The organism is Streptomyces novaecaesareae (assembly GCF_000716875.1).
Taxonomy (GTDB): domain Bacteria; phylum Actinomycetota; class Actinomycetes; order Streptomycetales; family Streptomycetaceae; genus Kitasatospora; species Kitasatospora novaecaesareae.
Genome location: NZ_JNWQ01000008.1, coordinates 1 through 22821, shown reverse-complemented (window position 1 = coordinate 22821; position 22821 = coordinate 1). Strand labels below are relative to the sequence as shown.

Genomic DNA, 22821 nt, shown 5'->3' with positions numbered 1-22821 from the left:
GCCGGGCCTGCGCGCAGGCCTGTGCTTATCGTCAGAGAGACGACTATGATCGTCGCCATGTCGCGCTACGATCCGTCGGCCTTCCCCCCGTTCGCTGTCACGGTTGACCTGGTGGTGCTGACGGTGCGCGACCACTCGCTCTGCGCCCTGCTGGTCAGACGCGGCGAGCCGCCCTTCCAGGGGTACTGGGCACTGCCCGGCGGCTTCGTCCGCCCGGACGAGGGCCTGGCCGAGGCCGCCTCCCGGGAGCTGGCCGAGGAGACCGGCCTGCGCGCGCACTCGGCCCCCGGCCACGACGCGGTCGGCCCCGGCGCCGCCGGTGCCCACCTGGAGCAGCTCGCCACCTACGGCCACCCGCAGCGCGACCCCCGGATGCGCGTGGTGAGCGTCGCCTACCTGGTGCTCGCCCCCGACCTGCCGACGCCCCGGGCCGGCGGCGACGCCAGCAGCGCGCGCTGGGCCCCGGTCGGCGAGCTCCTGGGAGACAACCCGGCCGACGGCGTCCCGCTCGCCTTCGACCACGGGCTGATCCTCGCCGACGGTGTGGAACGCGCCCGTTCCAAGATCGAGTACTCCTCCCTCGCCACCGCCTTCTGCCCGACCGAGTTCACCGTCGGCGAGCTGCGCCGGGTGTACGAGGCGGTCTGGGGCGTGGCGCTGGACCCGCGGAACTTCCACCGCAAGGTCACCGGCACCCCCGGCTTCCTGCTGCCCTCCGGAGGTACGACGACGCGCCAGGGCGGCCGCCCGGCCCAGCTGTTCACCGCCGGCGGCGCGACCGTCCTCAACCCGCCCATGCTCCGCCCGGAGTCCTGAGCCCCGCCGGAACGGGCCCGTTCCGGGCCCAGAACGGGCCCGGGCAGCCGAATGGCCCGGCCTGGCTGCGGCCGCAGGGGCACCGGCGCAGAGTGTCGGTGACGCATCGGCCGCCGGGCCGAAGGCCCTCCCCGACCTCAGGAGCCCCGTGATGGTCATCAACGACTGCGCGAACCAGCGATCCGTCATCAAGCGGCTGGTGACCGACTACCAGAGCCTCGACACGACCACCACCGCCACGGAGCACGAGCTGGCCGTGCTGCAGGCCCAGAAGGCCCCGCCCGAGACGATCGCCTCCGTGCAGGAGAGGCTGGCCACCGAACGCGAGCAGCTGGGCGTGCTCGCCGTCGAGGGCCAGGCCGCCGTCGACGAGTTCCGGGCGGTCTGCGGCGGTGAGCAGCTCCCGGTGCTGCCGTGGCCGCCCGGCTAGGAACGGCGACGAGGGGCGGCAGCGGCTCCTGCCCGCGTCTGCACAGCGCTCGGGTCCGTGAATCGCAGGATCGGACTTTCCCCTGATCGGGTGAGGCGGGCGCCCGGTGGGCTCGTGCCGTTCCCGTAATGCCCGGAATAGCCGCCGCCGCCCCCTAATGTGCTGGCGCGGAGCCGTGCGGGCACACGCTGCCGGCCCCTCCGGGGCGCTCCGCGTCGAGCAGGTCGGCCGAGGGCATGGGAGCAGCCAGCGATGATCCAGATCACCGGACTGACCAAGGTCTACCGCAAGGGCGCCCCGCCCGCGCTACTGGATCTGACCTTCGACGCCCGGCCCGGCCTGGTCACCGCGCTGCTCGGTGCCGAGGGCGCGGGCAAGTCCACCGCGCTGCGGCTGATGCTCGAACTCGAACGCGGCCAGGGCGTCACACTCTTCGACGGCCGTCGCTACCGCCGGCTCCGCCGCCCCGAGCGCGAGGTCGGCGTGCTGCTGCCCGGCCCGGGCGAGGGCGTGGCCGCCGTCGCCGGGCACCCGGGCCTCCGGGCACACAGCCACCTGCGGATGCTCGCCGCGGCCGTCGGCGTCCCGGCCCGGCGGGCCGACGAGCTGCTGGAGCAGACCCGGCTGGCCGCCGTCGCCGGGCAGCGGCTGCGCACCTTCTCGCCCGGCATGCACCGCCGTCTGGCTCTGGCGGCCGCCCTGCTCGGCGACCCCGGCACCCTGCTGCTGGACGGGCCGACCGAGGGGTTGTCGCCGCGCAACGTCGAGTGGTTCCACTTCTTCCTGCGCTCGTTCGCCGTCGCCGGCGGGACGGTCCTGGTGACCACCCGCACCCCGCAGGAGGCCTCGCAGCTCGCGGACCGGGTCGTCACCCTGGACCACGGCCGCCTGGTGGCCGACCAGCCGGTCGCGGAGTTCCGCAGGACCAGGCTCAGCCGCGAAGTGGCCGTCCGGGGGCCGCAGATGGCACGGCTGGCGGACCTGCTGGTGAGCCAGGGCGCCGAGGTCCGCCGGGACGGCAGCGTGGGCCTGGCGGTGGCCGGCATCGACCGCACCGAGATCGGCGAACTCGCCTACCGCCACGGGATCCTGCTGCACGAGCTGGCCGACCGGGTGGTCGAGCAGCCGGCGCCCCGGGTCGTCCTGCCGACCGCCTCGGGCCGTTCCGGCCACCTCCGGGTCCGCCCGGCAGCCGAGGCCGAACCCGGCCCCGACCCCGCCGCCGAGCCCGTCACCGTGCCCGTCCCCGTCGTGGCGCCCGGCATCGAGCGTGTCCCCGCGCCGGTCACCGAGCCCGGTGCCCCGACCGCCCGCGAGCCCGAGCCCGTACCCGACACCGAGGCCGCCACCACCCCACAGCGCCGGGCGCCCCGCCGTCAGGGCGACGCGTCCCTGCCCACCCGCGCGCTGCCCGTCGCCGTGGTCGCCGCCGCGCTCCCAGCCCTCGGCAGCCCGGTCCCCGGCACTCCCGCCCCCCGGCTCGCCGAGCCCGGACAGGTCGGTGCAGCCATCGAGCCGGCCCCCACCGTCGCCGTCGACCGGCTCTTCCGGGACGACCTGCTCCCGGCCGCGGACTCCGCCCGGGTCAGGACCCGGGGCCGCCACGAGAGCACCGACCTGCTCGCCGACGACACCGTCCGGCTCCGCCGCCTCACCTCGGGCGCGACCGCGGCCTCGACCGCCGCCTCGGCCGCCTCCTCGGCCCCCTCCTCGGCCCCCGCCACCACCGACGACCACCGGAGCGAGTGAACCGTGCGTGCCCTGGCCTACGAGCTGCGCCGACTGCGTGGCCTGCGTTCCACCTGGCTGCTGATCGCCGCCGTGCTGCTCGGCGACGTCGCCGTGGCGGCCGTCCTGGCCGGCCAGGCCCCGGACGGCCCGCTGGCCGCTCCCGTCGGGGTGCGGCTGCTGACCGCCGCCGTCCCGCTGATCCCGCTGCCGTTCGCGGCTCTGGGAGCGGGCGTGCTGGGCGCACTCTCGTACGGGCACGAGGTGCGCCACCCGGGGCTGCCGGCCTCGCTGGTGTCCTACCCGCGCCGGGTGCGGCTGCTGCTGGCCAAGCTGCTGGTGGTCGGCCTGGTGGCGGCGGGGCTGGCGCTGGCCACCCTGCTGCTCGACACGGTGGCCGTGCACCTCGCGCTGCCGGGCGGGGTGACGGTGGCGGCCTGGGCGGAGCCCGCCGCGCTGTCGGCCCGGGTGTCCGAGGCGCTGACCGGCGCCGGGCTGTCCGGGCTGTCCGACCTGCCGGGCGTCCTCGCCCCGCTCGCGCTGGTGGCCGGCCACGGGGTGCCGGCCGCGCTGCTGGCGTTCGTCCTGCTGGCCGTCGTGGCCGCCTGGACGGGGGTGCTGACCGCATCGCTGACCCGCAGCGCCGCCGCCGGGGTGCTGCTGCTGTGCGCGCTGCCGCCGCTGCTGGAGTCCGGCGTCGCCCTGCTGCTGCGCCGGACCGGCAGGCCGTGGCTGGCCCGCGCGGCCGAGCTGCTGCCGTTCCAGTCCGGCATCGAGTGGGCCTACGGCGGGGCGCACGGTACGGCGGCCGGGAGCGCCGCGCTGACGGATCCGGCGCTGCTCGTGGCGGTCTCGGCCCCCGCGGCCGTCCTGCTGCTCGCCGCGCTGCTCGTCCAGGCCGGGCGCCGCGCGCTGTAGGGCCCGCTGCCCCGCTGCCGTGGCCCGCGAGGGACGGCCGGGGTGCCGCTCGCCCCGAAGTACCAAGATCGACCAGCAGTGACCGAAATGCGCGGTTCTTCCTGATAAGAAGTCAATTATCCAGTCACGGTCGATCACCCTTTCGTGTGCTTTTCACGAGAATTCTCAAGCCACGCCTGCCGATCGCCGACAAAGGAGGCGTGAGTACCCTTGCGCACCCCACCATGACCCCCGCCCGTTCCGCCGAAGGGCCCATCCACGGGTCCGGCGACCTGGACCGCTTCTCGTACGCCGACCGGCCGACCCCGCCGGCGCCCCGCTGGGAGGGCGCCGAGTCCGACATCGCCCGGGTCGGCCGCAAGACCACCAGCAGCCGCGGCCGCGGTCTGCACGGCCAGCTGGTCCAGCAGCTCGGCCAGATGATCGTCTCCGGTGACCTCGGCGCCGACCGCCCGCTGGTGCCCGAGGAGATCGGCCAGCGGTTCGAGGTCTCCCGGACCGTCGTCCGCGAGTCGCTGCGCGTGCTGGAGGCCAAGGGCCTGGTCAGCGCCCGGCCGAACGTCGGCACCCGGGTCCGCCCGGTCAGCGACTGGAACCTGCTGGACCCCGACATCATCGAGTGGCGCGCCTTCGGGCCGCAGCGGGACGAGCAGCGCCGGGAGCTGTTCGAGCTCCGCTGGGCGATCGACCCGCTGGCCGCCCGGCTCGCCGCCGGCCACGGCCGGGAGGACGTCCAGCAGCGGCTGGTCGAGCTGGTCGAGATCATGGGCCACGCCGCCGCCCAGGCCGACCTGTCCACCTACACCCGGGCGGACGCCGAGCTGCACGGCCTGGTCCTGCAGATGGCGGGCAACCGGATGCTGGAGCACCTCTCCGGGATCGTCGCCTGCGCGCTGCAGGTCTCCGGCGGCCCGGCGATCTCCTGCGAGCGCCCCTCGGAGTCCTCGGTCAGCCTGCACGCCCGGCTGGTGGACGCGCTGGGCGCCGGCGACGGCACCGCGGGCGAGGCCGCGATGCGGGCGCTGCTCACCGTCCACCCCGAGATCGAGCCGTCCGTCCCCGCGCCCCGCGAGCACTGAGCGGGCTGTTCCGAAGAGCGGAGGCGCCGGACCCCGGCGGCCCGCTCCGCCAGGGCCCTCCGGCGCACCGCACGGCGCAGCCGGGGGGCCTCCGCATGTCTGGGGCCCGCCGGAGTGCCGATCCGTGGCGCCGTCCGCGCAGGTCGGGCCGGGTCATGACAAACACTTCGGCGCGAGTGCGCGATGATGGAAGCCGGCCTTGTAGCCGCGGGCGCCGAGTGGTGTGACCCGCGACACGAAGGCCATGCGTAACACTTGACGAGTAGCAGCGATGTCTCCTGAGCGGGAGCAACTCCGGAATACTCCAACATGTCAGAATGCTGTGTTGGTCCGCGGCGCTGCTGCCGTCCTGCAAACCCAGTCCTCAAGCCCGAGTCGGTCGGAATCGACACCGCGCGTCCGACGCGCGATTTCCTTCCCCGCCCGCTCGGGCGGCCGGTACGGGTTCGAGTCCACTCATCGTCCGAGAGGTTGTTCGTGTCGGCCAGCACATCCCGTTCGCTTCCCCCCGAGATCGCCGAGTCCGCGGCTCTGCTGGCGCTCATCGAGCGGGGCAAGGCCCAGGGGCAGATCGCCGGTGACGACGTGCGCCAGGCGTTCGAGGCGGACCAGATCCCGGTCACCAAGTGGAAGAACGTCATGCGCAGCCTCAACCAGGTGCTGATTGAGGAGGGGGTGGACCTCATGGTCAGCGCGGCCGAACCGGCCGGCGCCAAGCGCAAGAGCGTTGCTGCCAAGAGCCCCACCAAGCGCACCGCCACCAAGGCTGTCACCACCCGGACCCCGGCCGCGCCGTCGGCCCCGACCAAGCCGCCCGTACGGATCGCCCCCGGCGCCCCCGTCGCGGCTCCGGCCGTCGCGGCCGCCGCCGCCCCGGCCCCCACCGTCTCCGCCGAGATCACCGTGGAGACGACCGGCTTCGCCACCGAGGTGAAGGCGGTTCCGGCGAAGAAGGCCGCCCCGGCCAAGAAGGCCGCGGCCAAGAAGACCGCCGCGCCGGCCAAGAAGGCCGCCGCCAAGAAGACCACCACCGCCAAGGCCGCCAAGGGCGGCGAGGAGGAGCTGCTCGGCGAGGAGGAGCTGCTCGAGGAGGTGGCGCTGCCGGGCGACAAGGCCGAGGCCGAGGGCCCGGAGGAGGAGTCGGAGGGCTTCGTCCTCTCCGACGACGACGAGGACGACGCGCCGGCCCAGCAGGTCGCCGTCGCCGGTGCCACCGCCGACCCGGTCAAGGACTACCTGAAGCAGATCGGCAAGGTCCCGCTGCTCAACGCCGAGCAGGAGGTCGAGCTCGCCAAGCGCATCGAGGCCGGCCTGTTCGCCGAGGACAAGCTCTCGGCCGCCGACAAGCTCGCCCCCAAGCTCAAGCGCGAGCTGGAGATCATCGCCGAGGACGGCCGCCGGGCCAAGAACCACCTGCTGGAGGCCAACCTCCGCCTGGTGGTCTCGCTGGCCAAGCGCTACACCGGCCGCGGCATGCTCTTCCTGGACCTGATCCAGGAGGGCAACCTGGGCCTGATCCGTGCGGTCGAGAAGTTCGACTACACCAAGGGCTACAAGTTCTCCACCTACGCCACCTGGTGGATCCGTCAGGCGATCACCCGCGCCATGGCCGACCAGGCCCGCACCATCCGCATCCCGGTGCACATGGTCGAGGTCATCAACAAGCTGGCCCGCGTCCAGCGCCAGATGCTCCAGGACCTGGGCCGCGAGCCCACCCCGGAGGAGCTGGCCAAGGAACTCGACATGACCCCCGAGAAGGTCATCGAGGTCCAGAAGTACGGCCGCGAGCCGATCTCGCTGCACACCCCGCTGGGCGAGGACGGCGACAGCGAGTTCGGTGACCTGATCGAGGACTCCGAGGCGGTCGTCCCGGCCGACGCGGTCTCCTTCACCCTGCTCCAGGAGCAGCTGCACTCGGTGCTGGACACCCTCTCCGAGCGCGAGGCCGGCGTGGTCTCGATGCGCTTCGGCCTGACCGACGGCCAGCCGAAGACGCTCGACGAGATCGGCAAGGTGTACGGGGTCACCCGTGAGCGCATCCGCCAGATCGAGTCGAAGACCATGTCGAAGCTGCGCCACCCGTCGCGTTCCCAGGTGCTGCGCGACTACCTGGACTGATCGACGACAGTCGTCCCGGCGAAGGCCCGGAGCCGTACGGCTCCGGGCCTTCGCCGCTGTCCGGGGCCGGGTGCGTCAGCGTCCGGGTGGTGGTTGTCGCTCGTCCGGGTGGCGGCGCGGCGGGAAGTGGTCGCGCAGTGTAGCTGATCACCTACGCTGTGCCGGTTGCCTGCTGCCGAGCCTCTGGAGTCACGGTGCCGACCGAGCCGGACCGCACTGACCTGTCGACCCCCGTCCCACCCCGGACGGGCCGTGGCCGCCGCCGCGCCGCCGCGCTGGCGCTGCTCGCCACCGTCCCCGTGCCGCTGGTCGCCCTCGGGGCGGCGACGCCGGCCGAGGCGCAGCGCCGGGTGGTCGGCGGCAACGCCGTGAGCACGGCCGACCACCCGTGGATCGTGGCCCTGGCCAGCCGCCAGCAGTTCGGCAACGGCCGCTCCGGCCAGTTCTGCGGGGGCGCGTTGGTCGGCCCGACCAAGGTGGTGACGGCCGCGCACTGCTTCTACGACGAAGCCAAGGGGCGGGTGGAGCGGCCCGGCCTCAAGGTGATCGTGGGTCGGGACGACATGCGCGGCACCGCCGGCCGGGAGGTGGTGGTGCGGTCGGTCTGGATCCACCCCGACTACTCCTTCGCCGCCAACATGAACGACATCGCGGTGCTCACCCTCGCCGACTCCCAGGGCCCCCGGCCGGTGGTCGAGCTGGTCGGTCAGGGGGAGACCGAGCCGTACGCGGCCGGGACCAGAGCGCGGGTCTACGGCTGGGGAGACACCAGCGGACGGGGCGACTACTCGTCCACGCTGCGCGGAGCGGACGTGCCGATCGTGCCGGACCAGACCTGTGCGCACGCCTACCCGGGCGGGCAGGACGGCAAGTTCGACGCCCGCGGCATGGTGTGCGCGGGCGAGGAGAAGGGCGGAAAGGACGCCTGCCAGGGCGACAGCGGCGGCCCGCTGATCGTCGGCGGCCGGCTGGTCGGCCTGGTGTCCTGGGGGACGGGCTGTGCCGAGGCGGCCCACCCGGGGGTCTACACGCGGGTGTCCTCGGTGGCGGACGCGGTGCGCTCGGTACTGTGAACGTCGCTACGGGTGATGCGGTGGTCACGTTCTGACGTCGCGTCGGGCCGGGGCCCCGGCTGTCGGGGCGTGCGGAAGCGAATGCGGGAGAGCCGTCAGGAGAACAGCAGAGCCGGGCGACCGGCCCCGAGGGGGTCGGTCGCCCGGCTCACCGGTCGCGCTCGGTGCGCGGCCGGACACAGCTCGACGCTGGCTGCTGGTGGCGGCGCCCGGGATCAGCGCTCGTCGTCGGTGGCCGTCGCGTTGGTGCTGGTGCTGAGACGGCCGCTCTCGTCCTGTATCTCCACGGCGATCTTCTTGAGCTCGGGCTCGAACTTCCGGCCGTGGTGGGCGCAGAAGAGCAGCTCTCCGCCGCTGGCGAGTACGACGCGCAGGTAAGCCTGGGCGCCGCAGCGGTCGCAGCGGTCAGCCGCGGTGAGCGGGCTCGCAGGGGTCAGAACAGTAGTCACGTCGCCTCTTCTCTAGCTCGACGAGCTGTCGTACCAGGGTCAACATCCAACCAGGCCGAAAACGTTCCCGCTCGTGGCTTTTCTTCTCTGAGGATTCTGCTGTGTTGATGAGGACGTGCCCCGGGCTGCGGTGGTTCATGCCTGCCGAATCCCGGGATCCGCCCGTCGCTCGAACGCCCGATCGGGATCGGGTCCGAGGTCCGCGTAGCATAATCCTCTGCCGGGTTGGAGCATAAGCCCCGCCCTGGGCCCCGGTAGCCTGCATCACGGCAGTTCCGGGGCCTGTACCGGGCCCCACGACCCGCCAGGACCGGTGCTACCGGGAGGAGATGGCGCACCCGGGGCCCACACCCGGGTGCGGTGCTTGTTCGCGCAGCGCGTACAAGCTGCGCGGGGCCGGTCCGTCGTGCTGCGCACCCGGCGGAGCGGTGCGGGCACGCAGGGCGACGGATGTCGGTGCGGCGTGCTGCACTGGCGTTTGGTCCGGATCCGTCCGGATGTGACCGATGAGACAGAACTTCACCGAGGAGAGTGCCGCGTGAGTGCCGAAACGACCGTGCCGTCCGCGCTGCTGGCCGGCGACGACGGTTCCAACTACACCGCGCGGCACCTGCTCGTCCTGGAGGGCCTGGAGGCGGTCCGCAAGCGTCCCGGCATGTACATCGGCTCGACCGACAGTCGCGGCCTGATGCACTGCCTCTGGGAGATCATCGACAACTCGGTCGACGAGGCGCTGGGCGGCTACTGCGACCGCATCGACGTCGTACTGCACCCGGACTCCTCCGTCGAGGTCCGCGACAACGGCCGCGGCATCCCCGTCGACGTCGAGCCCAAGACCGGGCTGTCCGGCGTCGAGGTCGTGATGACCAAGCTGCACGCCGGCGGCAAGTTCGGCGGCGGCTCGTACGCGGCCTCCGGCGGTCTGCACGGCGTCGGCGCCTCGGTCGTCAACGCCCTCTCCGCCCGACTGGACGTCGAGGTCGACCGCTCCGGCCACACCCACGCGATCAGCTTCCGCCGCGGCACCCCCGGCATCTTCACCGAGGCCAGCCCGGACGCGCCCTTCGAGCCGGCCAACGGCCTGACCAAGGCCCGCAAGGTCCCGAAGACCCGCACCGGCACCCGGATCCGCTACTGGGCCGACCGGCAGATCTTCCTCAAGGACGCCAAGCTCTCCCTGGAGCACCTGCACAGCCGCGCCCGGCAGACCGCCTTCCTCGTGCCCGGCTTGACCATCGTCGTGCGTGACGAGCGACTCACCGAGAGCGAGCAGATCGACGAGTCGGTCTTCCGCTACGACGGCGGCATCGCCGAGTTCTGCGAGTTCCTGGCCCCCGACAAGCCGGTCTGCGACGTGCTGCGGCTGCGCGGCGAGGGCACCTTCAAGGAGACCGTGCCGGTCCTGGACGAGCTCGGCCACATGACCCCGACCGAGGTCACCCGCCACCTCGGCGTGGACATCGCGCTGCGCTGGGGCACCGGCTACGACACCACGCTGCGCTCCTTCGTCAACATCATCGCCACCCCCAAGGGCGGCACCCACGTCACCGGCTTCGAGCGCTCGCTGGCCAAGACCGTCAACGAGGCGCTGCGCGCGGGCAAGCTGCTGCGCGTCGCCGAGGACGACATCACCAAGGACGACGCCACCGAGGGCCTCACCGCGGTGGTCACCGTCCGGCTCGCCGAGCCGCAGTTCGAGGGCCAGACCAAGGAGGTGCTCGGCACCTCGGCGGCCAACCGGATCGTCGCCGCCGTCGTCGCCAAGGAGCTCAAGGCCTTCCTCACCTCGGCCAAGAAGGACGAGAAGCTCCAGGCCCGGGCCGTGCTGGAGAAGGTCGTCGCGGCCGCCCGCACCCGCGTCGCCGCCCGGCAGCACAAGGAGGCCCAGCGCCGCAAGACCGCGCTGGAGACCAGCTCGCTGCCCGCCAAGCTGGCCGACTGCCGCAGCGACGACGTCGACCGCAGCGAACTGTTCATCGTCGAGGGAGACTCCGCGCTCGGCACCGCCAAGCTCGCCCGCAACTCCGAGTTCCAGGCGCTGCTGCCGATCCGCGGCAAGATCCTCAACGTGCAGAAGGCCTCGGTGAGCGACATGCTCAAGAACGCCGAGTGCGCCGCGATCATCCAGGTGATAGGGGCCGGTTCGGGCCGCACCTTCGACATCGACCAGGCCCGCTACGGCCGGGTCATCTTCATGGCCGACGCCGACGTCGACGGCTCGCACATCCGCACCCTGCTGCTGACCCTCTTCCACCGCTACATGCGGCCGATGGTCGAGCAGGGCCGGGTCTTCGCCGCCGTGCCGCCGCTGCACCGGATCGAGCTCACCAGCCCCAAGCGCGGCCAGGAGAAGTACCACTACACCTACTCCGACGCCGAACTGCGCTCCACCCTGCTGGAGTTCCAGCGCAAGGGGCAGCGCTGGAAGGAGCCGGTGCAGCGCTACAAGGGCCTCGGCGAGATGGACGCCGACCAGCTGGCCGAGACCACCATGGACCCGCGCCACCGCACGCTGCGCCGGATCAACCTGGGCGACCTGGAGCAGGCCGAGCGGATCTTCGACCTGCTGATGGGCAACGACGTCGCCCCGCGCAAGGAGTTCATCGTCGACTCGGCGGCGACCCTGGACCGCTCGCGCATCGACGCCTGACGCGGCCATCGGCGTCCGAGGCGTCCATCGGAGCGTGACGCACCCGGAACGACGAGGGCCCTCCACCCGTGGGTGGAGGGCCCTCGTGCTGCCGGTTCCACCCCGCGTCCACCCCGGCTCCGATCAGCGGGAACCGCCGGATCCGTAGCGTCGGAGAGGTCAGCAACAGAGCCTCTCCCCGGGACGGAGCACCTCCCATGAGTTCCCTCGCCAACCTCCTCGTGATCGCCGCGGTGGTGGTCCTGGTGGTCGGACGCCAGATGCGCGTCCAGCGACTGGACACCGAACGCCGTTTCTGGCTGCTCCCGCTGATCCTGGGCGCGCTCGCGCTGCGCGACCCGCAGATCATCGACCACCAGCACACCGCGCTGTCGGGCGCCCTGCTCGCCGCCGGAGTGGTCGCCACCCTGGCGATGGGGACGGTCTGGGGCTGGACCGTCCGGATCTGGCGGGCCGCCGACGGCAACGTCATGGTCAAGGGCACCAAGGCCACCCTGGCCGCCTGGGGCGGCATGATCGCCGTCCGGATCGGCCTGTACGCGGCCGGCTCGGCCCTGGGCGTCCACCAGGCGGGCAGCTCGCTGATGCTCGGCATCGCGGTCCTGCTACTGGTCCGCTCGCTCGTGGTCAACTGGAGGGCCCGGACGCTGGAGCCCGCCCGGGCGACCGCCGTACTCCACTGATCCGCCGCCGTGAACACCGAGGAGGCCCCCTTGCCCGGGTGGTACTGGACCCGCTGGCAGTCCCGGGAGGGGCTGGAGCGCGAGGCCGAGAGCGGGCCCCGGCGGGTCCTCGCCGTGTTCGGCCGGGCCGTCCTGCTGGCCGTCATCGGCTGGGGGACCTTCTCCGGCGGCAAGTACGCCGGCTGGGGGCTGGTGGCCGCGGTTGCCGGGCTGGTCACGGCCATCGCACTCTGCGCGCTGTACCTGAGGGTCACCCGGGAACAGCGCCCGGTGGCCTCGTACCTGCTGGTCGCGGTGCTGGTCGGCGGTGGCTGGCTCGCCAACCAGGGGCAGGCCTACACGCTGGCCGACTTCCTCTGGATCGGGCTGGCCGTCACGGCCCTGATCCGGTTGCCGCCCGCGCCCGCACTGCTCACCGCGGCCGCCGCGCTGGGCTCGTACACGGCGGCCTCCCCGGCGAGTTGGCTCAGCGTCGCCGGCACCATCGGCGGTTCCCTCCTGGTCGGCTTCCTGCTGCGGCTGGACATCGAGGCGCGCGGCACCGCCCGTCGGCTGCTGGTCCAGGAGCGGGCCGTCCGGGCCGCCGAGGCGGAGAGCGCGGCGCTCGCCGAACGGGCCAGGATCGCCCGGGAGATCCACGACGTGCTCGCCCACAGCCTCTCCGCGCAGCTGGTCCACCTGGAGGCGGCCCGGCTGATGCTGGACGCCGGGACGGACCGCGCGCAGATCCGCGAACGGGTCGTCGCCGCACGGCGGATGGCCCAGGACGGGCTGGTCGAGACCCGGCAGGCGCTGTCCGCGCTGCGCGGGGAGTTCACGCCGGTCGGGGAGTTCCTGGTGGAGCTGGCCGAGCGGGAGCGGGCCCCGCTCACCGTGACCGGCACGCCCCGGCCGCTGGCCGCCGAGGCCGGGTTGGCGGTGCGCCGCACGGCGCAGGAGGCGGTGACCAACGTCCGCAAGCACGCGCCGGGCGCCCGCTGCTCGGTCGAACTGCGCTACCTGGACGACGCGGTGGAGCTGGAGGTGCGCAACACCCGGGCGCCGCGCGGCCAGTCGGCGGGTGAGCTGTCCGCCGGTGAACTGGCGGACAGCGGCAGCGGGTACGGTCTGCTGGGGATGCGCGAACGCGCGGAACTGCTCGGCGGCGCCCTGCTGGCGGGCCCGGAGGACGGAGGGTGGCGGGTGTTGCTGCGGGTGCCGGCATGAACGTCGCGGTGACCAGGGTGCTGGTGGCGGACGACCAGACGGTGGTGCGCGAGGGCATCGTGATGCTGCTGGGCCTGCTGCCCGGCATCGAGGTGGTCGGCGCGGCGGGGGACGGGGAGGAGGCCGTCACCCTGGTGGAGCGGCATCACCCGGACGTGGTGCTGATGGACCTGCGGATGCCACGGGTGGACGGCGTCGAGGCGACCCGGCGGATCCGGGCCGCCCACCCGGAGACCGAGGTCGTGGTGCTCACCACCTACGCCGACGACGAATCGCTGTTCCCGGCACTGCAGGCCGGGGCGCGCGGCTACCTCACCAAGGACGCCGGCGGCGAGGAGATCGCCAAGGCCATCGCGGACGTGCGCGCGGGTGCGGCCGGGCTCTCCCCGCAGGTCCAACTCCGTTTGCTGGAGCGGCTGTCGGAGGCTCCGGCGAAGTCCGCGCCGACCGCGCCGGGAGGGCCGGCCGGACCGGGAGCGTCGGCCGCACCGGGCGCGCCGTCGGCCGGGAGGGGTGGCGCACTGCCGGACGGGCTGACCGCTCGGGAGGCCGAGGTGCTCGCGCTGATCGCCGAGGGGTTGTCCAACGCCGAGATCGCCCAGCGGCTGTTCGTCAGTCAGGCGACCGTGAAGACCCACATCAACAACCTGTTCGCCAAGACCGCGGTGCGGGACCGGGCGCAGGCGGTCGCCTACGCGTTCCGACACGGAATCACCGGTATGCAGTAGTAGTCGGATGACCGTCCGTCAGATGATCGACCACCTCATTGAGTGAACGCATCTGCGATGGTCAGGGATGCTGTCCGGCGGCCTCCATGATGGTTCGGGTCAGAACGCCCGGCCCGGCCCAGGAGCAGCAGTGCCACAGCAGCAGACCAGCAGTCCCGGCCAGGGGCAGCGATTCGACTGGTGGGCCGCTCCGGCCGCCGCCTCCGCGTCCGAGGAGGTCGCCGTACCCCGCCGAACGGCGGTACCGGCCCAGCCGATGCCCACCCGTACGGCCGCCGCCCAGCCGGCCGCCGCCCCCGAGCCGGTGGCCGCGCCGCCCGCCGTGTCCGCGGCCGCTCCGGCCGTCGTGCCGCAGGAGCCGCCGGCGCCGGCGAGCGCCACCGACAGCACCGAGGTGTACCGGGCCGTCCAGGCGAGCGCGGCCTTCCAGGACATCCGCCGCAGCTACCGGTTGTTCGTCTTGCCAATCGCGGGCGTCTTCCTCAGCTGGTACCTGATGTACGTGGCCGCCCAGGCCGCCGCCCCCGCCCTGATGCGCACCCGGGTGGCGGGGCCCTTCAACGTGGCCTGGCTGCTCGGCCTTTCGCAGTTCCTCTCCACCTTCCTGCTCACCTGGCTCTACGCCCGCAACGCCCGGACCAAGCGCGACCGCGCCGCCCTGGGCCTGCGCTGGGACACCCAGGACCAGCTGCGATGACGACCGCCACCCCGCCCCCCGTCGCCCCCACCGGCGACCACCACTCGCTCGCGATCGTGCTGTTCGCCGTCGTCGTCCTGGTCACCCTCGGCGTCACCCTCTGGGTCGGCCGCCGGGGCAACGCCGCCGAGGACTTCTACGCCGGCGGCCGCGACTTCACCCCGCTGCAGAACGGCTTCGCGCTGTCCGGCGACTACCTCTCCGCCGCCTCCTTCCTCGGCGTCGCCGGGCTGATCGCCCTGTACGGCTACGACGGCGTGCTCTACAGCATCGGCTTCCTGGTCGCCTGGCTGGTGGTGCTGATGCTGGTCGCCGAACTCGTCCGCAACGCCGGCCGGTACACCCTCGCCGACGTGCTCGCGCTGCGGCTGCGCCGCCGCAGGGTGCGGGCCGCGGCCGGCGGCGCCAGCGTCGTCGTCACCCTGCTCTACCTGGTCGCCCAGATGGTCGGCGCCGGCTCGCTGGTCGCCCTGCTGCTCGGCACCAACAGCCCGCACGCCCGGACCTGGACGATCATCGCGGTCGGCGCGCTGATGGTCGTCTACGTGACGATCGGCGGGATGCGGGCCACCACCTGGATCCAGATCATCAAGGCCGTCCTGCTGACCGCCGGATCGGTGCTGCTGACGGTGCTGCTGGTGGTCCGCTTCCACGGCGACCTCGGCGAGCTGATGCGCCAGGCCGCCCAGCACAGCGGCGCCGGGCACCGCTACCTGGAGCCCGGACTCAAGTACGGCGCGAGCTTCACCAGCCGGCTGGACTTCTTCAGCCTCGGCCTCGCCCTGGTGCTCGGCACCGCCGGTCTGCCGCACATCCTGTCCCGCTTCTACACCGTGCCCACCGCGCGGGCCGCCCGCCGCTCCACGATGTGGGCGATCGGCCTGGTCGGCGGCTTCTACCTGATGGCCATCGCACTCGGCCTCGGCGCCACCGCGCTGGTCGGCTCGGCCGAGGTGCGGCACGCCAACTCGGCCGGGAACACCGCCGTCCCGCTGCTCGCCCTGGTGCTCGGCGGCGGCAACGGCAGCACCGGCGGGGTGGTGCTGTTCGCGCTGATCTCGGCGATCGCCTTCGCCACCATCCTCGCCGTGGTCGCCGGGCTCACCCTGGCCTCCTCGGCGGCCTTCGCCCACGACATCTGGGCCGGCGCCTGGCGCAACCGGCCGCGGCGGGAACGGGCACGGTCACTGCGCGACCGGCTGCGCCGCCGCTCGGCCGAGGCCCTTCCGGCCGCCCGGTCGGCGGACGAGCCCGGGCCCGGGGCCGCCGAGCAGCAGGAGGTCGTCGTCGCGCGGATCGCCGCGGGCGGGATCGGCGCGGCCGCGATCGTGATCAGCCTCTACGCCCAGCAGCTGAACGTGGCCTTCCTGGTCGGCCTGGCCTTCGCCGTCGCCGCCTCCTCCAACCTGCCCGTCCTGCTGTACACCCTGTTCTGGTCGCGGTTCACCGCCCGCGGCGCGGTCTGGTCGGTGTACGGCGGGCTGGTCCCGGCGATGGTCCTGGTGTTCTTCTCGCCGGTGGTCTCCGGCTCCAAGGCGGCGCTCTTCCCCGGCGTCGACTTCCACTGGTTCCCGCTGGAGAACCCCGGCATCATCTCCATCCCGCTCGGCTTCCTGGCGGGCTGGATCGGGACGGTCACCTCGCCCGAGCCCGCCGACGCGGACCGCTTCGCCGAACTGGAGGTGCGGGCCCTCACCGGTGCGGGCGCGGCCTGAGCCGTCGCGTCCCGGGGAACCCCGGCGGGCCTGGGGCCGCCGGGGTTCCCCCGTGTTCAGAGCCGGGGTTCCCCGTGTGTTCAGAGCCGGGCCGCCAGGCCGTAGCGGTGCTCGGGCCTGCCGGTGTCCCCGTAGCGCAGGGTCAGCCGCAGCCGGCTGTCGCGCTCCAGCTGCTTGAGGTAGCGCTGCGCCGTGGAGCGGCTCAGCCCGGTGGCGTCGGCGACCTCCTGGGCGGACAGCGGTCGGCCGGCCCGGCGCAGGACGCCCAGCACCAGGTCGGTGGTCGGCGCCGAGTGGCCCTTGGGCAGCGCCCCGGTCGGGGCACCGGCGCTGCGCAGGGTCGCGAAGAGCCGGTCCACCTCGTCCTGGCCGGCCTCCCGGGCGGGGGCGGCCAGCGCGTGCCGCAGCTGCGCGTACGCCACCAGCTTCTCCCGCAGCCCGGCGAAGGTGAACGGCTTGACCAGGTACTGCAGCGCGCCGTGCTGCATGGCGGCGTGCACCGTCGACACGTCCCGGGCGGCCGTCACCATCATCACGTCGCAGGCCACCTGGCGTTCCCGCAGCCGGCGCACCAGCGCGAGGCCGGTCTCGTCCGGCAGGTGGTGGTCGAGCAGCAGCAGGTCCACCGGGCGGCGCTCCAGCGAGGCCAGTGCCTCCCCGGCCGAGTGCGCGGTGCCGGTGACCCGGAAGCCGGGCACCTTGGCCACGTACGCGGCGTGTACGTCCGCGACCCGGAAGTCGTCGTCCACCACGAGTACGTCGATCATCACGCCTCCACGAGCCGGTCGGTGAGCAGGGCCTCGGGCAGCTCGACCGTGAACCGGGCGCCGCCGAGCGGTCCGGTGTCGAGCACGATCCGGCCGCCGGTCCGCTCGACCAGCCGCCGCACCATCGCCAGCCCGAGCCCGCGCGGGCGGTGCGCGGGCGCGTCCTTGCTGGTCCACCCCTCCTCGAAGACCTGCTCGCGCAGTTCCTCCGGTACGCCCGGACCGCTGTCCGCGACCTGCAGCAGCAGGGTGGAGCCGGCCGCCGCCAGGCTCACCTCGACCCGGCCGCCCCCACTCGGTGCCACCGCGTCCACCGCGTTGTCGACCAGATTGCCGAGCACCGTCACCAGGGCCCGCGGGTCCACCACCGCGTCCGGCAGGTGTGCCGCCGGGGCCAGCGCCAGCCGGACCCCGCGCTCGCCCGCCACCGCCGTCTTGCCCGCCAGCAGCGCCGCGACGTGCGGGTCCTGCACCTGTTCGGCGATCCGCGCGGCGACCACGGCGTGCGAGCCGGACTGCTCCGAGATGAACGCCACCGCCTGCTCGTGGCGGCCCAGCTCCAGCAGGCCCAGCAGGGTGTGCATCCGGTTGGCGTGCTCGTGGTCCTGAGCCCGTAGCGCCTCGGTCAGGCTGCGGGTGGTGTCCAGCTCGCGGACCAGCGACTCCAGCTCGGTGCGGTCGCGCAGCGTCACCACCGCGCCGCCCACGGGCCCGTCCTCGGCCGCGGCCATCCGGTTCACCACCAGCACCCGGTCGTCCCGGACGGCCGGCAGGTCGGTGCCGGTGATCCGGCCGGTCAGGACGTCGGCCAGCCGGCCCGGCGGCAGCACCGCGCCGATCGGGCGGCCGGTGCAGTCCTCGGGCAGGCCGAGCAGCCGCAGCGCCTCGTCGTTGGCCAGCCGGATCCGGCCGTGCTCGTCCAGTGCCACCATGCCCTCGCGTATGCCGTGCAGCATCGCCTCCCGCTCCACCAGCAGCGCGGAGATGTCGGCCAGCGCGATGTTGTGGGTGCGGCGCTTGAGCCGACGGGCCAGGGCGAGGGTGGCGACCGTACCGGCGGCCAGGCCGGCGCCCGCGCACAGCAGGATCCCGGTGAGCATCTTCAGCAGCCGGCGGCGGATCGAGTCGTCGCTGATGCCCACCGACACCTCGCCGACGATCCGGCCGTCGGCCATCCGCAGCGGGACCTTGCCGCGCGCGGTGCGGCCCAGGGTGCCCTGCTGGATCGCGGTGACGCTGCGGCCGGCCAGGGCCGGCTCCGGGTCGGTGCTGACCCGGTGGCCGATCCGGCCCGGGTCGGTGTGCGAGAGCCGGATCCCGTCCAGGTCGGTGACCACGACGAAGCTGGCGCCGGTGGCCAGGCGGATCTGTTCGGCGTTGCGCTGCGCGGCCACCACGTCGCGGGTCGCGGCGGCCCGGGCGATCGTCTCGTCGGTCGCGGTGGCCTGGGCGATCGACAGTGCCCGCTGCATCGCGTCGTGGTCCAGTTCGTTGCTGACCGGGGCCAGGAACAGCCCGGCGGTCACGGCGGTGACACCGACGGTGACGACGGTCTGGCTCAGCAGCAGCTGCGCGAAGACCCGGCGGGGCCAGTGGGGGAGCTTCATCCGGGCCTCCTCTCGGCGGCTGCGGGGGTTCTGCGGCGTGCTGCGGGCGGTTCTGCGGGGGTCCTCGGGTGGGGGATCGGGACACCTTACGTTTCCGGCGTGTTTCTGTCAGCCGCGTCCCCGCAGTTGTAGCGGAAGCAAAACGAGCAGAACACCCCTCAAAGCGGAGAAGTCGCACTACGCGGAGAAGGCTCCCGCCGGAGCCGGGCCCGCTCCTACCTTTCCGGGGCAAGCACAGACCCGGGAGGACCGAATGCGTGAGCGAGTGGAGCGAGTGAACCATCGAGGGGTGCGACCGGTGCGAAGCACCCGCCGAGCGACGCGAGGTGGGGCATGAGCACCCCGGCGATCGAGCTGACCGGCGCGACCAAACGGTTCCGCACCCCCTCGGGGGCGCTGCACACCGCCGTACGCGATCTCGATCTGACCGTCGCCCAAGGCGAGTTCGTCGCCGTCGTCGGCCCCACCGGCTGCGGCAAGTCGACCACGCTGACCCTGGTCAGCGGCCTGGAGGAGCCCACCGAGGGCGAGGTCCGGGTGTACGGGGAATCCGTCAGCGGGATCAACTCCCGGGTCGGGTTCGTCTTCCAGCAGGACGCCGTCTTCCCCTGGCGCACCGTCCTGTCCAACGTCATGGCGGGCCCCCGCTTCCGCGGTGTGCCCGCCGCCGAGGCCAGGGAGCGGGCCCGGGACTGGCTGGGCCGGGTCGGCCTCGGCGCCTTCGAGGACCGCTACCCGCACCAGCTGTCCGGCGGCATGCGCAAGCGCGTGGCGCTCGCCCAGACCTTCGTCAACGACCCGGCGATCCTGCTGATGGACGAGCCGTTCTCGGCACTGGACGTGCAGACCCGCGCCCTCATGTCGGACCAGCTGCTGGAGCTGTGGGCCGGTACCGGCTCGTCGGTTGTCTTCGTCACCCACGACCTGGACGAGGCCATCGCGCTCGCCGACCGGGTCGTCGTCATGACGGCCGGACCGGCCACCGTCAAGGAGATCTTCACCGTCGACCTGCCGCGACCGCGCACCGTGGAGGCCGTCCGACTGGAACCGAGGTTCGTCGAGCTGTACCGCGAGATCTGGGCCTCGCTCGGCGAAGAGGTACGCATCACCCGGGAGAGAGGAGCGGGTCGTGCCGCTTGAGACCGCGTCGGCCGTCACCGGGACGCCCCCGGCCGTCACCACGAGAACCGAGGCCCGCGAACGGGCCGCCCGCAACCGGAAGTTGGGCGTGTACGCGGCCCGGGTCGCGGTCCTGGTCGCCTTCCTCGGGCTCTGGGAGGTGTGCGCCCGGACGGACGTCATCGACCCGTTCAACTTCTCGCAGCCGTCGAGGATCTGGGACCAGATCTGGCAGTGGATCACCCACGGCACCGCCCAGGGCTCGCTCGGCGAGCAGATCGGCTACACCCTCTACGAGGCCCTCACCGGCTGGGTGATCGGCGTCGTCGGCGGTGTGCTGCTGGGCATCGCGCTCGGCCGGATCCGCTTCCTGGCCGACGTGTTCGGACCGTACATCAAGGTGCTCAACGCCATCCCGCGGATCGTGCTGGCGCCGATCTTCCTGATCTGGTTCGGCCTCGGCCCGGCCTCCAAGGTGGCCTCGGCCGTGGTGCTGGTGTTCTTCCCGGTGTTCTTCAACGCCTTCCAGGGCGCCCGCGAGGTGGACCGCAACCTCGTCGCCAACGCCCGCATCCTGGGCGCCGACAACCGCAAGGTCACCTTGCAGGTGGTCATCCCCGCCGCCACCACCTGGATCTTCACCAGCCTGCACGTCAGCTTCGGCTTCGCGCTGATCGGCGCCATCGTCGGCGAGTACATCGGCGCCACCAAGGGCCTCGGCCTGCTCGTCGCGGCCGCCCAGGGCACCTTCAACGCGGCCGGCGTGTACGCCGCCATGACCATCCTCGCCGTCGTCGCGCTGTTCACCGAGGGGCTGCTGACCTTCGCCGAGAAGAAGCTGTTCCGCTGGAAGCCCGCCGACGCGGGCGACGGCCGCTGACCCGGGCGACGACCGCCGACTCCCCCCTGCTGCAAGAAGAGAGGCACCCCCACCCATGCGCCCCCACCCGACCGGCAGATCCGCCGCAGCCGCCCTCGCCGCCGTCCTGCTCCTCCCGCTCTCCGCCTGCGCCAACGACGCCGCCACCGCCGGGCACGGCGCCGTCGCCGCCCCGGCCGGGCAGCAGGTCGACGGGCCCAAGGTCAAGATCATGGTCGGTGGCCTGGACAAGGTCATCTACCTGCCCGCGATGCTCACCCAGCGGCTCGGCTTCTTCGCCGAAGCCGGCGTCAACGTCGAGCTGATGACCGAGCCCGCCGGCGTCAACGCCACCACCGCGCTGCTCGCCGGGGACGTCCAGGGCGCGGTCGGCTTCTACGACCACACCATCGACCTGCAGGCCAAGGGCAAGAACGTCGAGTCCGTGGTGCAGTTCTCCCAGGCCCCGGGCGAGGTCGAGATCGTCTCCGCCAAGCAGGCCGACGCCATCAGGTCCGGCGCCGACTTCAAGGGCAGGAAGCTCGGCGTCACCAGCATCGGCTCCTCCACCGACTTCCTCACCAAGTACCTCGCGGTCAAGAACGGCACCGCCGTCAGCGAGTTCAGCCCGATCGCGGTCGGCGCCGGCCAGACCTTCATCGCCGCGCTCCAGCAGGGCAGCATCGACGCCGGGATGACCACCGACCCGACCGTCGCCAACGTCCTGGACAAGGGCCTCGGCAAGATCCTCTACGACATGCGCACTCCCGAGGGCTCGCGCCAGGCCCTCGGCGGGCTGTACCCGTCGTCCTCGCTGTACATGAACATCGACTGGGTGGAGAAGAACAAGGACACCACCCAGAAGCTCGCCAACGCCTTCGTGAAGACCCTCAAGTGGATGTCCACCCACACCCCCGAGGAGATCGCCGCGAAGATGCCCGCCGACTACGCGCAGGGCGGGGCCGACCAGTACGCGGCGGCCATCAAGGCGACGCTGCCGATGTTCACCACGGACGGCGTGATGCCGGCCGACGGGCCGAAGACGGTGCTCTCGGTGCTCGCGGCGTTCCACCCGGACGTCAAGGGCAAGGAAGGGACGATCGACCTGTCCAGGACCTACACCACGGAGTTCGTCGGCAAGGCCGCCACCGGCTGACCACCGGCTGACCACCGGCTGATCACCAGTTGGTCCCGAGGCCACCGACCACAAGCCGCGGCGGTCCCGCGCCCACCCCCACGGGCGCGGGGCCGCCGCGTTTCAGACCCCTCGTACGGACAGCACGTCCATCCGCGACGGCGTCCCCGCCGCCTTGCCGCAGCTCTCCGGACGCGGCGGCTCGCTCACCGACTCGATCACGTCCACCTCCCACGCCCGGCCGTCCCGGTGCAGCACCCCGACCAGCCAACGGCGCTCGCCGTCCGGCCGCTGGGTGAGCGTCAGCGCGTCCACGCCGGTCTCCCCGGTCGCCAGCCGCACCGCGTGGTCGGCCGCCTGCCCCGGACGGTCCCAGCCCGAGCAGCCCCGCGACCACTCCGGCACCATGTGCCCGGCCGCCGTCGCCGCCAGCACCTCCTTGGCCGTCTCCGCCGTCAACCGCCCGTACGCGTAGCCGTACGGCAGCACCAGCATCGTGGGGGAGAAGCGGTGCCCGCCCAGGTGGGTCACCTCCCACACCTCGCTGTGCCCGGCCGCCGCCAGCTCCGCCGCGAGCGGACGGCCCAGCAGCGCGCAGCAGCGGTCCCGCCGCCCGTTGGTGCACACCAGCGCCACCGGGCCGCCCACGTGCTCCGCCCCGAAGCCGGTGTGGTCACCGGCGCCCAGCGCCGCGAAGTCCAGCCCCAGCAGCTCCGCCGGGTCCGCCACCCCAGCCCGGCGCACCCAGCCGCGCCCCGGCACCGTGTGCGCCACGAGCACCTCGTGCCGCGCCGTCGGCAGACAGTCCGCGTGCCGCCCCGGCCGCCGGATCAGCGCCACCCGCACGCCCGTCCCCGCCGCGGCCGCCTCCAGCGCCCGCCCCACGGCCGGATCCAGGTGGCTCTCACCCAGCGCCTTCGCGCCCCACGGCCCGGCCTGCTCCACCAGCAGCCAGGTGGTCGCCACCGCCGCCGTCGCTGCCAGCGGCTCCGAAAGTTCACGCGACGCGGTCGCACAGGTGCTCACGCGGGCAAGGCTACCCTC

General features: G+C 73.2%; 20 protein-coding genes. 16 read left to right on the top strand and 4 right to left on the bottom strand.

Annotation, left to right across the window (positions count from 1 at the left end; all coding sequences use genetic code 11):
• Positions 1–57: 57 nt before the first annotated feature.
• The 7 genes from OP86_RS04735 to OP86_RS04705 all read left to right on the top strand — a co-directional run bounded on the left by OP86_RS04735 (position 58) and on the right by OP86_RS04705 (position 8162).
• Positions 58–816 (top strand): NUDIX hydrolase, encoded by a 759-nt coding sequence (locus tag OP86_RS04735; protein WP_030057646.1) that lies wholly within the window; start codon positions 58–60, stop codon positions 814–816.
• Between the two features lie 151 nt (positions 817–967).
• On the top strand, positions 968–1246 hold the full coding sequence (locus OP86_RS04730) for a hypothetical protein (RefSeq protein ID WP_030057647.1): 279 nt from the start codon (positions 968–970) through the stop codon (positions 1244–1246).
• Between the two features lie 252 nt (positions 1247–1498).
• Positions 1499–2995: an ATP-binding cassette domain-containing protein gene (locus OP86_RS33325; protein WP_051829685.1), complete on the top strand. Its 1497-nt coding sequence runs from the start codon at positions 1499–1501 to the stop codon at positions 2993–2995.
• Between the two features lie 3 nt (positions 2996–2998).
• Positions 2999–3892 (top strand): ABC transporter permease, encoded by an 894-nt coding sequence (locus OP86_RS04720; protein ID WP_030256918.1) that lies wholly within the window; start codon positions 2999–3001, stop codon positions 3890–3892.
• A 146-nt stretch (positions 3893–4038) separates the two neighbouring features.
• Entirely contained in the window at positions 4039–4971 is a 933-nt protein-coding gene (locus OP86_RS04715; RefSeq protein WP_033330989.1) for a FadR/GntR family transcriptional regulator, read from the top strand.
• A gap of 471 nt (positions 4972–5442) precedes the next feature.
• Positions 5443–7089, top strand: a complete 1647-nt coding sequence (locus tag OP86_RS04710; protein WP_063832291.1) for an RNA polymerase sigma factor — start codon at positions 5443–5445, stop codon at positions 7087–7089.
• Between the two features lie 281 nt (positions 7090–7370).
• Positions 7371–8162 (top strand): S1 family peptidase, encoded by a 792-nt coding sequence (locus OP86_RS04705; protein WP_051829696.1) that lies wholly within the window; start codon positions 7371–7373, stop codon positions 8160–8162.
• Positions 8163–8377: 215 nt separating this feature from the next.
• Here the strand turns inward: OP86_RS04705 and OP86_RS04700 are convergent, their stop codons facing one another.
• Positions 8378–8611 (bottom strand): DUF7455 domain-containing protein, encoded by a 234-nt coding sequence (locus OP86_RS04700; RefSeq protein WP_030057655.1) that lies wholly within the window; start codon positions 8609–8611, stop codon positions 8378–8380.
• Positions 8612–9149: 538 nt separating this feature from the next.
• Here OP86_RS04700 and OP86_RS04695 point away from each other — a divergent pair.
• From OP86_RS04695 to OP86_RS04670, 6 genes are all read left to right on the top strand, one after another.
• Positions 9150–11261 carry a DNA gyrase/topoisomerase IV subunit B gene (locus tag OP86_RS04695; protein WP_030057656.1) on the top strand — a complete coding sequence of 704 codons (2112 nt, stop codon included), beginning with the start codon at positions 9150–9152 and terminating at the stop codon, positions 11259–11261.
• A gap of 197 nt (positions 11262–11458) precedes the next feature.
• On the top strand, positions 11459–11944 hold the full coding sequence (locus OP86_RS04690; protein WP_030057657.1) for a CcdC protein domain-containing protein: 486 nt from the start codon (positions 11459–11461) through the stop codon (positions 11942–11944).
• A gap of 30 nt (positions 11945–11974) precedes the next feature.
• Positions 11975–13150 (top strand): sensor histidine kinase, encoded by a 1176-nt coding sequence (locus OP86_RS04685; protein WP_030057658.1) that lies wholly within the window; start codon positions 11975–11977, stop codon positions 13148–13150.
• Positions 13147–13878 carry a response regulator transcription factor gene (locus tag OP86_RS04680; protein ID WP_030057659.1) on the top strand — a complete coding sequence of 244 codons (732 nt, stop codon included), beginning with the start codon at positions 13147–13149 and terminating at the stop codon, positions 13876–13878. The genes OP86_RS04685 and OP86_RS04680 overlap by 4 nt, the downstream gene beginning before the upstream one ends.
• Before the next feature lie 130 nt (positions 13879–14008).
• Positions 14009–14575: a DUF485 domain-containing protein gene (locus OP86_RS04675; RefSeq protein WP_234434898.1), complete on the top strand. Its 567-nt coding sequence runs from the start codon at positions 14009–14011 to the stop codon at positions 14573–14575.
• On the top strand, positions 14572–16290 hold the full coding sequence (locus OP86_RS04670) for a solute symporter family protein (RefSeq protein WP_030256904.1): 1719 nt from the start codon (positions 14572–14574) through the stop codon (positions 16288–16290). The genes OP86_RS04675 and OP86_RS04670 overlap by 4 nt, the downstream gene beginning before the upstream one ends.
• Positions 16291–16370: 80 nt before the next feature.
• On the opposite strand, the gene OP86_RS04665 is transcribed toward OP86_RS04670, so the two are convergent.
• Both OP86_RS04665 and OP86_RS04660 read right to left on the bottom strand, forming a co-directional pair.
• A complete protein-coding gene (locus OP86_RS04665; RefSeq protein WP_030057662.1) occupies positions 16371–17057 on the bottom strand; it encodes a response regulator in 687 nt (228 codons plus the stop codon).
• Entirely contained in the window at positions 17057–18664 is a 1608-nt protein-coding gene (locus OP86_RS04660) for a sensor histidine kinase (RefSeq protein ID WP_030256902.1), read from the bottom strand. The genes OP86_RS04665 and OP86_RS04660 overlap by 1 nt, the downstream gene beginning before the upstream one ends.
• 333 nt (positions 18665–18997) lie before the next feature.
• Between OP86_RS04660 and OP86_RS04655 the strand changes: the two genes are divergently transcribed.
• Genes OP86_RS04655 through OP86_RS04645 form a run of 3 tightly spaced genes read left to right on the top strand, consistent with a single transcriptional unit; the run spans position 18998 to position 21798 of the window.
• Positions 18998–19804 carry an ABC transporter ATP-binding protein gene (locus OP86_RS04655; RefSeq protein ID WP_030057664.1) on the top strand — a complete coding sequence of 269 codons (807 nt, stop codon included), beginning with the start codon at positions 18998–19000 and terminating at the stop codon, positions 19802–19804.
• Positions 19794–20663 (top strand): ABC transporter permease, encoded by an 870-nt coding sequence (locus tag OP86_RS04650; RefSeq protein ID WP_030057665.1) that lies wholly within the window; start codon positions 19794–19796, stop codon positions 20661–20663. Before OP86_RS04655 ends, OP86_RS04650 begins: the two co-directional genes overlap by 11 nt.
• Before the next feature lie 55 nt (positions 20664–20718).
• The gene (locus tag OP86_RS04645) at positions 20719–21798 is read left to right on the top strand and encodes an ABC transporter substrate-binding protein (RefSeq protein ID WP_030057666.1); all 1080 of its coding nucleotides are present in this window, start codon (positions 20719–20721) and stop codon (positions 21796–21798) included.
• A gap of 102 nt (positions 21799–21900) precedes the next feature.
• Here OP86_RS04645 and OP86_RS04640 read toward each other — a convergent pair whose 3' ends face one another.
• Positions 21901–22803: a ferredoxin family protein gene (locus tag OP86_RS04640; protein WP_030057667.1), complete on the bottom strand. Its 903-nt coding sequence runs from the start codon at positions 22801–22803 to the stop codon at positions 21901–21903.
• Between the last annotated feature and the right edge of the window lie 18 nt (positions 22804–22821).